This is a genomic window from Labrys wisconsinensis, from assembly GCF_030814995.1.
In the GTDB taxonomy this organism is placed as follows: Bacteria; Pseudomonadota; Alphaproteobacteria; order Rhizobiales; family Labraceae; genus Labrys; species Labrys wisconsinensis.
In genome coordinates, this window is the sequence record NZ_JAUSVX010000038.1 from 1 (window position 1) to 13456 (window position 13456).

Consider the following 13456-nt stretch of genomic DNA (forward strand, 5'->3'; position numbering starts at 1 on the left):
GGCGCTCGCCCGGCGCTTCCAGCCGGTCTTCGTCTCCGAGCCCTCGGTCGAGGACACGGTGTCGATCCTGCGCGGCCTCAAGGAGAAATACGAGCTGCATCACGGCGTCAGGATCGCCGATTCCGCGCTGGTGGCCGCGGCGACCCTGTCGAACCGCTACATCACCGACCGCTTCCTGCCCGACAAGGCCATCGACCTCGTCGACGAGGCGGCGGCGCGGCTGAAGATGCAGGTCGATTCCAAGCCGGAGGAGCTGGATTCGCTCGATCGCGAGATCGTCCGGCTCAAGATCGAGCAGGAAGCCCTCAAGAAGGAGAGCGACGCCGGCTCCAGGAGCCGCCTGCAGGCGCTGGAGAAGGAGCTGGCCGGGCTGGAGAAGACATCGGCCGACATGACCTCGACATGGCAGGCGGAGAAGAGCAAGCTCTCCGACGCGCAGAAGATGAAGAGCGAGCTCGAGCAGCTGCGCACCGAGCTCGCCAACGCCCAGCGCCGGGGCGAATTCCAGCGGGCCGGCGAGCTGGCCTATGGCCGCATTCCAGAGCTGGAGAAGAAGCTCGCCGCGGTCGAGGCCAGCGGGAATTCCTCGATCGGCGAGACGGTGACCGCCGACAACATCGCGCAAGTCGTGTCACGCTGGACCGGTGTGCCAGTCGACCGCATGCTGGAGGGCGAGAAGGAGAAGCTGCTCCACATGGAGGAGGCGCTCGGCAAGCGCGTCGTCGGCCAGGCGCAGGCGGTGCGCGCGGTGTCGACGGCCGTGCGGCGCGCCCGCGCCGGGCTGCAGGATCCCCACCGGCCGATGGGCTCCTTCATGTTCCTCGGCCCGACCGGCGTCGGCAAGACCGAGCTCGCCAAGGCCCTGGCGGCCTTCCTGTTCGACAACGAGGCCGCCATGGTGCGCATCGACATGTCGGAGTTCATGGAAAAGCATTCGGTGGCGCGGCTGATCGGCGCGCCGCCCGGCTATGTCGGCTATGACGAGGGCGGGGCACTGACCGAGGCGGTGCGACGCCGGCCCTACCAGGTCGTGCTGTTCGACGAGATCGAGAAGGCGCATCCGGACGTGTTCAACGTCCTCCTGCAGGTTCTCGACGACGGCCGCCTGACCGACGGCCAGGGCCGCACCGTCGATTTCCGCAACACGCTGATCATCATGACCTCGAACATCGGCGCCGAGTACCTGGTGAACCAGCCGGAAGGCGAGAAGACCAGCGCGGTGCGCGACAAGGTCATGGCGATGGTGCGCGCGCATTTTCGCCCCGAGTTCCTCAACCGCATCGACGCCATCATCCTGTTCCACCGGCTGCAGAAGAGCGAAATGGGCCAGATCGTCGAAATCCAGTTCGAGCGCCTGCGCAAGCTCCTCGACGATCGCAAGATCGAGCTGTCGCTCGACGCCAAGGGACGGACCTGGCTCGCCGACAAGGGCTGGGATCCCGCCTATGGCGCGCGCCCTCTCAAGCGCGTCATCCAGCGCTACGTCCAGGACCCGCTGGCCGAGATGCTCCTCGCCGGCGACGTGCGCGACGGCTCGGCGATGAAGATCTCCGCCGGCAAGGAAGGGCTCACTTTCAACGGAAAGACGCCGGCGGCCGTCGAGGAGGACGAGCTGGACCCGGTCTGAGCGCCGGTCGCGCCGTGACGGTCTCCCGCGCCGGCGGCGATGCCGGCGCGGCCGCCGCAAAGGCGCCGTCTTGAACGAAACGCGAGGAGGCTGCGATGCAGGAATATGATCTCTACATCAACGTCAAGAAGCCCGCCATCGGCCTCTACGTCCGCAAGGGCGCGAGCCTGCCCGATTTCGCCGACCCGGAGGACTGGGTCTTCGACGGCACCAGTGCACAGGACCTGCTGCCGTCGAGCGTCGTGGAAGGCGTCGAAGCGGACGGGCACGCGTTCCGGGACATGGACTGACCGATGCCGCGGGCGCGCGTCGCCGATGTCGGTCGATCCCGCCCCCGGACAGCCCGCCGATCGCGAGGGGAGGCAAAGCGGGCCTCGCCCGGCGGGTCACAATGGGGCATTCTCCCCATCCTATCTTTCCGTCGTATGCCCGGGTTCATCGGATCGGCCGCACGTCTCGTCAATTGTCGTCAACGGATTGCTCATGGACTCTGGGTTGCCATCTGTCGTTTCACAGCCGGTCGTCGCGCAGCTCACCCGGGCCGCGATCTTTCTCGTGGTGACGGTCAAGCCCGGACCGGACGCCGAGACGGCGGTGCGGGGGCTCTGCGGTGATCTTTCGGCGCTGCTGCGTGCCGTCGGCTTCCGCGACCTCGAGGGCCGGCTGTCCTGCGTGACGGCGTTCGGCTCCGATGCCTGGGACCGGCTGTTCGGCACGCCGAGGCCGAGGGACCTGCATCCGTTCCGCGAGATCCACGGCCGGCATCACGCCGTCTCGACGCCGGGCGACATCCTCTTCCACATCCGCGCCACGCGCATGGATCTGTGCTTCGAGCTGGCAAAGGAGATCATGGTGCGGGTGGGTGACGCCGTCGCCACGGCGGACGAGGTGCAGGGCTTCAACTATTTCGACGACCGCGACCTCATCGGCTTCGTCGACGGCACGGAGAACCCGGTGGACCAGGATGCCGTCAAGGCGGCGATCATCGGCGAGGAGGATGCGGCCTTTGCCGGCGGGAGCTATGTGATCGTGCAGAAATATCTGCATGATCTGAAGCGATGGAACGAAGTTCCCGTGGAGCAGCAGGAGAAGATCGTCGGCCGGGCCAAGCTGTCCGACATCGAGCTCGACGATGCCGTGAAGCCGAGCTACGCGCACAACGCCTTGACGACGATCATCGAGGATGGCGAGCAGCTGGAGATCGTCCGCGACAACATGCCGTTCGGCGATGTCGGCAAGGGCGAGTTCGGCACCTATTTCATCGGCTATGCCCGCTCGCCGCGCCGGATCGAGCTGATGCTGCAGAACATGTTCGTCGGGCGGCCGCCGGGCAATTATGATCGGCTGCTCGATTTCAGCCGCGCGGTGACGGGCACCCTGTTCTTCGTGCCCACGGCGACGTTCCTGGACAATGTCGCGGCAGGCGCCGCGCCAGTTTCCGACGCCGGGGAGCCCGAGGCGACGGCTCGGGCCCGGTCGCCCCGGAACGATGGTTCACTCGGTATCGGCTCTCTCAAGAACGAGGCGGGACATGAATAATCTTTATCGGGAGCTGGCCCCGATCTCCGACAGCGCCTGGGCTGAGATCGAGGACGAGGCGTCCCGGACGCTCAAGCGTCACCTGGCGGCGCGGCGTGTCGTTGATGTCGTCGGCCCGAAGGGCTTCGACTTCGCGGCCGTGGGGACCGGTCATCTCAGGCCGATCGCCGCACCCGGCGACGGCGTCCAGACCGCGCAGCGCGAGGTCAAGGCGCTGGTCGAGCTGCGCGTTCCCTTCGAGCTCGCCCGCCAGGCGATCGACGACGTGGAGCGCGGCGCCACGGATTCGGACTGGTCGCCGGTCAAGGAAGCGGCCCGGAAGATCGCCTTCGCGGAAGATCGCTCCGTTTTCGAGGGATATGCGGCAGCGGGGATCCAGGGCATACGCGAGGGCAGCAGCAACCCGGCGCTGACGCTGCCCGCCGATGCGGTCGGCTATCCCGGCGCGGTCGCCCAGGCGGTGAGCCAGCTGCGCCTGGCCGGCGTCAACGGCCCCTACGCGCTCGTGCTGGGCGCAAAGGCCTATGCCGCCGCCAGCGGCGGCAGCGACGACGGCTACCCGGTCTTCCACCATCTCGAACGCGTGGTGGACGGCGGGATCGTCTGGGCGCCGGCCATCGAAGGCGCCTTCGTGCTCACCACCCGCAGCGGCGATTTCGAGCTGACCATCGGCCAGGATCTCTCCATCGGCTATCTCAGCCATTCCAGCACGAGCGTCGAGCTCTATCTGCAGGAATCCTTCACCTTCCGGCTGTTGACCACCGAGGCGGTCGTCGCGCTCGCGCCAGCGAAGGCGTGATGCGGCGCATCGATATCGGCTGATCCGAGGGCCCGGCGCGCACCTCGTCCGGGCGGTCAGTCGGCCGTCCATGCATCGGCATGCGAAGCCGCGACCGCCCGCATCGCGGCTTCGAGCTCCTGATGGGACCTGGCGTGGCCGATGCCGATCCTCACCGCCTCCGGTGCCTGCTCGCCGGGAAGGGCGTAGGGCGCGGCCGTTCCGATGATCACGCCGCGCCGCCGAACCAGCGCGGCGAGACCGCTGGCCGAGGAGCCCCGCGGCAGCCTCACCCACAGGTGCAGGGCACCGTCCGCCGTCACGACGTCCAGCCCGTCGAGGATCGGGCGGACGATATGGTGGCGCTGCCGCATCTCGGTGCGGACCGCGTCGATGATGCGTTGGTCGCCGCCTCTCTCGATCAGGCGCGTCGACGTGGCGGCGCTGATGGGCGCCGCCATCCAGAAGGTCGCGCGGACGCCCGGCCAGAACTGCCGTTCCGCCTCGGCCGGGCTCGGCGCAACGAGATAGGCGATCTTCATGCCCGCAGCGATGCTCTTGGCCACGCCGAGAATGTACCAGGTCCGCTCGGGGGCCAGCGCCGCCAGCGGCGGCGGCGTGCGCTCCGGCAGGAGGCTGTAGATGTCGTCCTCGATGATCTGCAGGTCGTATCGCCTCGCCACCTCGATGACGGCCTGCCGGCGTTCGAGCGACATCGTCGCCGTCGTCGGATTCTGCAGGGTGGACAGGAGATAGAGGGCCTTCGGCCTTCGATCGCGGCACAGGGCCGCCAGGGCGTCGGGGAGGATGCCTTCGCCGTCCATCGCCACGCCCCGCGGCTCGAAGCCGAGCCGCTCGGCCATCACGAGGATGGGCGGATAGGTCAGGCTCTCCACGGCGAGAACGCTGCCCTGCCCGACCAGGCCGCCGAGCAGCATGGTGAAGGCGCTCTGCGTTCCGTTCGTGACGACGACGCGCCCCGGGTCCGGCGCGGCGCCGAGCCGCCGGGCGGTGAAGCTCGCACCGGCCGTGCGGTCCGCCTCGGTGCCCATCCAGCGATGCGCGCCGACGATCTCGCTCGGCGTCGAGAGCGAGAGGGCTTCCGCAAGCGCCGCGCGGTATTCTGGGTCGAAGGTCGCCGGCACCAGCGGCGGATGTGTCCGGCTCATGTCGATCATGGCGGATTGGGGCGGCCGTGCAGGCTCGGTCATGGGGGCGCAACCTTCATGCGATCGGGTAGCCCGCGAACCCTGGCGAAACGTCTTCCGGAACCGGCGGGAAAGCAGGATGGGCAGCGGGAAGGCCGATCGGCCGTCTTCTCCTGCGGATCAGGTTTTCAGGTTCCGGCGGGGGCGTAAAGTGCGTTCTTCTAACATGTCTGTAAGAGCATCTAACGGCCTTCGACCCGATGAACGGTCTGCACCCCTGGCTCGCGGGGTGCGTGCGGCCTGACGCCCGGGCCGACGGCACGCGCTTGGCGGGCCGCGTTGCATCCTGAGTTGCCTTTGCCGGCTACTGATTTCACGCGCCGGAGGCGCAGGCGGCGGCCCTGGCGGCAGCCTGTCGGAGGGGCCTCTGCCTTGCCTCGAACGCAGGTCCGAGCACGCCGGCATTCGGCCGCATATGTAAGAAAAACTACCATTCATGTTAGGAGAAAGCGCTTAGCCCCGGCAGGTTCGGGTGCAACACTGGCTCCCGAGAAGCCGGTGCGCCTTCTCGGAACAGCGGAAGGCATGGCGATGGAAGACCGGTCCGACACACGACCCCGGACGGTGGGATCCCCGGCATGAGAACGGGCCTGAGATGCTGGGTCTTTGGTCTGTGCATGGGCTGGACATCGTCGATCGCGACGGCCGCGCCCGTGACGATCGAAGTGTCCTATTCGTCCGGCGCCTATACCGACGTGCTCGTGGAGAGCGCCAGGCAGTTCGAGGCGGCTCATCCGGACATCAGGATCGTCTATCGCGCACCGGTCGTGGCCACCTATGACGAGCTTCTGCAATCGACCTTGCGGTCGGCCATCACGGGCAGCCTTGCCGACCTCTCGCTGGAGGGAAACCAGAATGTCGGCATTCTCGCCGGCCGCAGGATTCCGATCGCGCTCGACGATCTGATCGCGGCCGAAAGCGATTGGGGCGGGATGGGCTATGCGCCGGCGATCGCGGACGTGGGGCGGGTCGGCGGCAAGGTCTATGCGCTCGCCTATGCGACCTCGGTGCCGACGATCTATCTCAACGTCGACCTGCTGCGGCGGGCCGGCGTCGACATCGACAGGCTGCCCACCGGCTGGAAGGGACTGATCGAGGCGGCACGCAAGGTGCAGGCGCTCGGCGGCGGCACGGTCGGCGGCCTGTTCGACTACAACGCGACGGGCAACTGGACCTTTCAAGCGCTCGTCACGAGCCAGGGCGGGCAGATCCTGTCCGAGGACGGCACGGACATCGCGTTCGACGGACCGGAGGGCCTTCGGGCCCTGGAGATCCTGCACGATTTCGGCGCAGCCGGCACCGTCGATATGACGCAGTCGCAGATGCTGCAGGCCTTCGCAGCCGGCACGGTCGGCATCTTCGCATCCTACAGCGCGGCCACCGGCCAGATCGAGAGGCAGATCGACGGCAAGTTCGCGTTCCGTGCGGCTCCCTGGCCGATCCTCAGCGCCGAAGGACGTATCCCGGCGGGAGGCCGGGCGGCGATGATCTATGCCGCCGCCCCCGACAAGCGGCAGGCGGCATGGCAATATGTCAAGTTCCTCACCGGACCGATCGGCCAGTCGATCCTCGTCAAGGGCGTCGGCGCGGTTCCCGTGAACGAGCTCGCCGTGAGCGACCGCAGCCTGCTCGGCGGCTTCTACGAGGCGCATCCGAACCAGAAGGCGGCGCTCCAGGCCGTTCCCCGGCTGACGCGATGGCTGACCTATCCCGGACCCAATCCGGTCAAGGTCAGCGAGATCGTTCGGGAGCATCTGCGTCGGGTGCTGATCAAGCACGAGGATCCCGCCACGGTGTTGGCCGACATCGTCAGGGACGTCAGGCCGTTGCTGGCCAGATGACGGGGGAGGGGGCGCGGTCGTCCGCGAGAGGTCCGGGATGATGTCAGCCAATGAGATGAACGGTGTCGGCCTGGAAATCCTGTGGTCCCGGCTGATCTCGATCGCCGATGAGGCCGCGGCGACGTTGAGACGGACGGCATTCTCGACGATCGTGCGCGAATCCAATGATTTTGCCGTCGTCATCCTGGACGAGAAGGGGGCGAGCCTGGCGGAAAACAGCATCGGCGTGCCCTCCTTCCTCGGCGTCCTGCCGAGGACCGTGGCCTGCCTGCTGGAGCATATTCCCGTCGAGGACTGGAACGACGGCGACGTCATCGTCACCAACGATCCCTGGATAGGGGCGGGGCACCTGCCGGACCTTGTCGTCGCCTCGCCGATCTTCCATCACGGGCGGCGGGTCGGCTTCTGCGCGACCGTCGCGCATCTGCCGGATATCGGCGGAACGATCTTCTCGGCCGACTGCCGGGACTTCTACGAGGAAGGCCTGCGCATCCTCCCCACCAAGCTCATGCGCGCCGGCCGGGAGAACGAGGACGTCTTCCGCTTCATCCGCGGCAACGTGCGGGTGCCGGACCAGGTCGTGCGCGACATCGACGCGCAATTGGCGGCCCATTCCGTGGTCCGGACCGGCATCCGGGATTTCCTGGGCAGCGCTGACCTCGCCGATCTCAGCGATATCTCGGCGGCGCTGCACGAGCGGGCGGACGCGGCCATGAGGATGGCGATCGCCGGCCTCCCCGACGGCGACTATCGTTCCGTGGTGAGGGCCGATGGATACGAAGGCCGGGAAACGGAGATCCGATGCTGCATAACCGTCGCCGGCGACACGCTCTCCATCGACTTCGCCGGCACGTCGCCGCAGATCGACCGCGGCCTCAACTCCGTCTTCAACTACACCTACGCCTACACGGTCTATCCGCTGAAATGCGCCCTGGATCCGCTGACGCCGCACAATGACGGATCGTACCGCTCGGTGACGGTCACGGCCCCGCTCGGCTCGATCCTCAATCCGCGCTTTCCCGCGCCCTGCAATGCTCGCCATCTCACGGGCCAGCTGATCGCCGGCGCCGTCCATCGATGCCTGGCCGAGGCCATCCCGGATCAGGTCCTCGCCGAGTCGGGAGGAGCCCCCTCGCTCCGTGCGGTCTTCAGCGGGCAGGATGCATCGGGGGAACGGTTCTCGCAGATCCTGATGTGCAGCGGCGGCATGGGCGCCAGCGCTCGGGGCGATGGCCTTGCCTGCACGCCGTTTCCGACGAACACCGGCTCGGGGAGCATCGAGGCCTTCGAAGGCCTGGCGCCGCTGCTGGTCCGGCGAAAGGAGCTTCTTGCCAACTCGGGAGGAAGCGGCAGGCATCGCGGCGGCCTCGGCCAGGAGATCGAGATCGAAGTCATGTCCTCGAAGACCGTCGTCCTGTCGCTCATGGGCGACAGGATGAAGAACCTGCCGCTGGGCCTGCTGGGCGGCGGATCCGGCCAAGGCGTCGGCATGACCTTGGCCAGCGGCCGGGCGCTCGCGCCGAAGGCGCGGACCGAGCTGGTCCCGGGAGATCGGCTGATCCTGCGCTATGCCGGTGGCGGCGGCTTCGGAGACCCCGGCGAGCGCGACCCCGCCGACGTCGCGCGCGATCTTGAGAACGGCTACGTCGTTGAACGCTGAAGCCGGCCGCACCAACAGTTCCGGAAACGCTGGCATGGACATGGCAGGCACAGGCCTTCGCATCGGCATCGACGTCGGAGGAACCTTCACGGATTTCGTTCTGCTCGACGATCGTTCCGGCAGCGTGATCCTCGGCAAGGAGCTGACCAGCCATGACGATCCCAGCCGGGCGATCCTGGCGGGGATGGAGAAGCTGCTGAACGCGCGTGACCTGCGGTTCTCGGACCTGAGCAGCGTCGTCCACGCCACGACGCTGGTGACCAACGCGATCATCGAGCGCAAGGGGGCCCGGGTGGGCTTCGTCACCACCCGGGGCTTCAGGGATGCGATCGAGATCGGCAACGAGATGCGCTACGAGCTCTACGACCTTTTCCTGCAGAAGCCGGCGCCGCTGGTGCCGAGGCCGCTGCGGGTCGAGGTGTCCGAGCGGGTGGACGCAGCCGGTGGAATCGTCGTTCCGCTCGCGGTCGAGGATGTCGTCGCGGCCGCAGGCGTCCTGCGCGACCGTCAGGTCGATGCGATCGCCGTCTGCCTGCTTCACAGCTACCGGAACCCAGTTCACGAACGGCAGATCCGGGAGATCCTGCAAGCCGAGCTTCCCGGAATACCGGTGACGCTGTCGAGCGACGTCGCGCCCGAGATCAGGGAGTACGAGCGCGGGAATACGGCGAGCGCAAACGCCTATGTGCAGCCGCTCGTGACCCGTTATCTCGCCGAGTTGCAGGCCCAGCTCGAAGCGCGCGGCTTCGAGGGGGCGATCCATCTGATGCTGTCCGCCGGCGGGCTGACGACGCTCGCATCGGCGCAGGCGCGGCCGATCCACCTGATCGAGTCCGGTCCTGCCGCGGGCGCCATCGCGGCGGGATGGTTCAGCGCGTCGTCCGGGTCTGCGGACGTCCTGTCCTTCGACATGGGCGGCACGACGGCGAAGATGTGCCTCCTGAAGAACGGCGAGCCTCAACGGTCGATGGAGTTCGAGGCGGGGCGGGTGCATCGGTTCAGGAAGGGATCCGGCCTTCCCCTGAAGGTCCCGGTGATCGACCTGATCGAAATCGGCGCCGGAGGCGGCTCGATCGCGCATCTCAACGCGATGGGGCTGCTCAAGATCGGCCCGGAAAGCGCCGGCTCCGAGCCCGGTCCCGTATGCTATGGCCGCGGCGGCACGCGGCCCACCGTGACCGATGCCGATCTCGTCCTCGGATATCTCTCTCCCGACTACTTTCTCGGCGGCGAGATGCATCTGGACCTGTCGGCGGTCCATGGCGCCATCGAGCGCGAGATCGCCGCGCCGCTGGGCATGAGCGTGCTCGCCGCGGCGGCCGGAATCCACGAGGTCGTCAACGAGACCATGGCCTCCGCCACCCGCATGTATCTTGCGGAGAAGGGCGTGGACCCGCGGCGGCATACGCTGCTGGCGTTCGGCGGCGCCGGACCCGTCCATGCCTATGGCCTGGCCAGGCTCCTGCGGATCCCGCGCATGGTGGTTCCTCCCGGCGCCGGCGTGATGTCGGCCCTCGGATTGCTGGTGGCGGCGCCGGCGATCCATCTGGCGCGCGGCTACATATCGCGGATCGCCGCGGTCGACTGGTCGATCGTCGATGCGCTCTTCGGCGCCATGGAGTGGGAGGCGCGGTCGATCATGGAGCAGGCCGGCGCGAGCTGGAGCGATGTCGAGATCAGACGGTTCGCCGACATGCGCTTCATCGGCCAGGGCTTCGAAATCCCGTCGCCCATCCCCGCCGGTGGCCTGAGCCCGGGCAGCCGAAGCGAGATCGAAGCGAGCTTCACGGCCGCCTACGAGCAGCGCTTCGGCCGGCGCATCACCGATATCGGTCTCGAGGCCCTGACATGGCGGATTCAGGTCTCGGCACCGAGCAGGAGCACACGCCTTCGATTTCCCGAATCGCCGCCGGGGCAGTCGGCCGAGAAAGGCGTTCGCGCGGTCTATTTCCCCGGACCGGGCTTCCGGGAATGCGCCGTCTTCGACCGCAATCGCCTGTTGCCCGGGACGCGGCTCGTCGGTCCGGCCGTCGTCGAGGAGCGTGAATCCACGACCGTGATCGGCCCCAAGTCCGAGCTGGTCGTCGACGACGCCCTCAATCTCGTGGTTTCCGTGAATAGCGATACATCCATTGGCGAAGCCGCGATGTCCGCAGCCTAGACGCTGTTCCCGACCTCTGCAGCCGCATCTCGCGCGAACATCGACGGCGCACCGTCGAAATTCACGCTCGCTTTCCACGAGGGCTCGTCCCGAAGCGGTCGGGCGGGATGTGCCGATCGTCGTGGCTTGCTATTGTATAGCTATGCACTTTGTGCTTTAGGTGTGCGCCTCGATCGGGGCGCCCGCCGCCAGGTGAAGCCCCGTCGCGCAAGGCCGGCGCTGCAACGACCGGCGGGACATCCAGCAAGCACGGGAGGACGACATGAAAGGACGCCTGTTCATCGCTTCGATGGCCGCAGGTCTGGCGATCGCGGCCTGGGGAGCCGCGCCGGCGCGCGCGGCGGACGAGCCTCGCTTCATCATGGTCACGCACGGCCAGGCCAACGACCCCTTCTGGTCCGTGGTCAAGAACGGCGCGAACGCGGCCGCCGCCGACGTGCATGTCGAGGTCGACTACCGCGCCCCCGAGACCTTCGACATGGTGGCGATGGGGCAGCTGATCGATGCGGCGGTCAACCAGAAGCCGGCCGGCCTGATCGTCACCATCCCCGACGCCTCGGCCCTCGGCCCCTCGATCCGCAAGGCCGTCGCCGCCGGCATTCCCGTCATCTCGATGAATTCCGGCTCCGACGTCTCCAAGGAATTCGGGGCGCTGCTGCATGTCGGGCAGGACGAATACGATGCCGGCAAGACCGCGGGCGAGAAGCTGAAGGCGCTCGGCGGCAAGGTCGGGCTCTGCGTCAATCACGAGGTCGGCAATGTGGCGCTCGACCTGCGCTGCAAGGGGTTTGCCGACGGCTTCGGCCAGACGGTGACGGTGCTGCCGACCTCCAACGACCCGAGCGAGATCCGCGCCAAGGTCAAGGCGGCTCTCGCCGCCCATGACGACATCGATTCCATCCTCGCCCTGGGCGCGTCCCTGGCGGGCGAGCCGACGGTCGCGGCCGTGGTCGATGCCGGCAAGGTGGGCAAGGTCCGGGTGGCGAGCTTCGACCTCTCGGCGAATTTCCTGAAGGCGGTCGCCGAGGGCAAGGCGGCCTTCGCCATCGATCAGCAGCAATATCTGCAGGGCTACCTGCCGGTAGTCTTCCTGGCCAACCTCGTCCGCTACGGCCTGATCCCGGGCGGCAACGTGCCCTCCGGCCCGAACCTGATCACCAAGGACAAGGCCGCCCTCGCGGTGGATCTTTCGGCCAAGGGAATCCGCTGATCGGCACGGGATGCCGGGCCGGCCTCACGCTTCGGCCGCCGTCCCGGCATCCTCCTTGCTCCCGCGCCATATCACGAGGGCATGATGACATCCCAGCACCCCGACATGCCCGGCCCAGCGGCAACCGCTCGCCCGGCGGCGGTGCCCGCCGACGACCGCCTGCGCGGGACGTCTCTCGCCACGCGGCTGATGCGGCGCCCCGAGCTCGGCGCCGTCGCTGGCCTGGTCCTGGTCGTGGCCTTCTTCGCCGCGACCGCCGACAGCTCGATGTTCACCCTTTCCGGCATCATGACGATCCTGGCGCCGGCCTCGCAGCTCGGCATCCTGGCGGTGGCCGCGGCGCTGCTGATGATCGGCGGCGAGTTCGACCTCTCCATCGGCTCGATGATCGCCTTCGCCGGCCTGATCTTCGGCGCGGCGGCCGTCTCGGGCGGCCTGCCGCTATGGGCCGCCATCCTCGTCACCTTCCTGTGTGCCGGGGCGATGGGGGCGATCAACGGCCAGATCGTCATCCGCAGCCGGCTGCCCTCCTTCATCGTGACGCTCGCTTTCCTGTTCATCCTGCGCGGCCTCACCCTGGTCGGCCTGAAATGGGCGACCGGCGGCTCGACCCAGATGCGCGGCATCGGCGACGCGGTCGGCCAGGGCCTGCTGGCGCGGCTGTTCTCGGGCGTCGCCTTCGAAGGGCTCTTCTCCTGGCTGGCGGCGCAGGGCCTGATCGAGACCTTCGACAACGGCACCCCGAAAGTGTCGGGCGTGCCGGTGTCGATCCTGTGGTTCGTCGCCGTCGCCGCCGTCGCCACCTTCGTGCTGCTGCGCACCCGGGTCGGCAACTGGATCTTCGCGGCCGGGGGCGATGCCAACGCGGCGCGCAATTCCGGCGTGCCGGTCGACCGGGTCAAGACCGGCCTGTTCGTGCTGACGGCCTGCGCCGCGGCGCTGGTCGCCATCCTCACCGTGCTGGACGCCGGATCCACCGATGCGAGGCGCGGGTTCCAGAAGGAGTTCGAGGCGATCATCGCGGCGGTGATCGGCGGCTGCCTGCTCACCGGCGGCTACGGCTCGGCGATCGGCGCCTTCTTCGGCGCCGTCATCTTCGGCATGGTCTCGATCGGCCTGACCTATACGCGTTTCGACTCCGACTGGTTCCAGGTCTTCCTCGGCTCCATGCTGCTGATGGCCGTGCTGTTCAACAACTTCATCCGCCGCAAGGTCACGGGGGAGCGCTAGGCATGGCCAGGCAGAATGCCGCCCCGCTGATCGCGGTGCGCAACATCGTCAAGCAGTTCGGCTCGGTGATCGCGCTGTCCGGCGTGTCGATGTCGGTCGGGGCCGGGGAGGTTCTGTGCCTGCTCGGCGACAACGGCGCCGGCAAGTCGACGCTGATCAAGACGCTGTCGGGGGTGCACAAGCCGAGCTCGGGCGACTTCCT

The 13456-nt window shown here is 67.9% G+C and carries 11 protein-coding genes; 10 read left to right on the forward strand and 1 reads right to left on the reverse strand.

Annotated features, from left to right (window positions below; genetic code table 11):
• The 4 genes from QO011_RS42130 to QO011_RS42145 all read left to right on the forward strand — a co-directional run.
• On the forward strand, positions 1–1627 hold a 1627-nt coding region (locus QO011_RS42130; protein ID WP_307286671.1), incomplete at its 5' end, for an AAA family ATPase.
• 95 nt (positions 1628–1722) lie between these two features.
• The gene (locus QO011_RS42135; RefSeq protein ID WP_307286674.1) at positions 1723–1917 is read left to right on the forward strand and encodes a hypothetical protein; all 195 of its coding nucleotides are present in this window, start codon (positions 1723–1725) and stop codon (positions 1915–1917) included.
• Positions 1918–2110: 193 nt separating this feature from the next.
• A complete protein-coding gene (locus tag QO011_RS42140; RefSeq protein WP_307286676.1) occupies positions 2111–3166 on the forward strand; it encodes a Dyp-type peroxidase in 1056 nt (351 codons plus the stop codon).
• Positions 3159–3965: a family 1 encapsulin nanocompartment shell protein gene (locus QO011_RS42145; RefSeq protein ID WP_307286678.1), complete on the forward strand. Its 807-nt coding sequence runs from the start codon at positions 3159–3161 to the stop codon at positions 3963–3965. The genes QO011_RS42140 and QO011_RS42145 overlap by 8 nt, the downstream gene beginning before the upstream one ends.
• Positions 3966–4021: 56 nt before the next feature.
• On the opposite strand, the gene QO011_RS42150 is transcribed toward QO011_RS42145, so the two are convergent.
• On the reverse strand, positions 4022–5155 hold the full coding sequence (locus QO011_RS42150; RefSeq protein WP_307286680.1) for an aminotransferase-like domain-containing protein: 1134 nt from the start codon (positions 5153–5155) through the stop codon (positions 4022–4024).
• Between the two features lie 575 nt (positions 5156–5730).
• On the opposite strand from QO011_RS42150, the gene QO011_RS42155 reads away from it, so the two are divergent.
• From QO011_RS42155 to QO011_RS42180, 6 genes are all read left to right on the forward strand, one after another.
• Positions 5731–6993, forward strand: coding sequence for an extracellular solute-binding protein (locus tag QO011_RS42155; RefSeq protein WP_307286682.1), 1263 nt, complete (start codon positions 5731–5733; stop codon positions 6991–6993).
• A gap of 37 nt (positions 6994–7030) precedes the next feature.
• A complete protein-coding gene (locus QO011_RS42160) occupies positions 7031–8653 on the forward strand; it encodes a hydantoinase B/oxoprolinase family protein (RefSeq protein WP_307286684.1) in 1623 nt (540 codons plus the stop codon).
• A 34-nt stretch (positions 8654–8687) separates the two neighbouring features.
• A complete protein-coding gene (locus QO011_RS42165) occupies positions 8688–10814 on the forward strand; it encodes a hydantoinase/oxoprolinase family protein (RefSeq protein WP_307286686.1) in 2127 nt (708 codons plus the stop codon).
• A gap of 262 nt (positions 10815–11076) precedes the next feature.
• Positions 11077–12024, forward strand: a complete 948-nt coding sequence (locus QO011_RS42170; protein WP_307286688.1) for a sugar ABC transporter substrate-binding protein — start codon at positions 11077–11079, stop codon at positions 12022–12024.
• 105 nt (positions 12025–12129) lie between these two features.
• Positions 12130–13254 (forward strand): ABC transporter permease, encoded by a 1125-nt coding sequence (locus tag QO011_RS42175; protein ID WP_307286692.1) that lies wholly within the window; start codon positions 12130–12132, stop codon positions 13252–13254.
• 2 nt (positions 13255–13256) lie between these two features.
• Positions 13257–13456: ATP-binding cassette domain-containing protein (locus QO011_RS42180; RefSeq protein ID WP_307286690.1), on the forward strand; the 200-nt coding region annotated here is incomplete at its 3' end.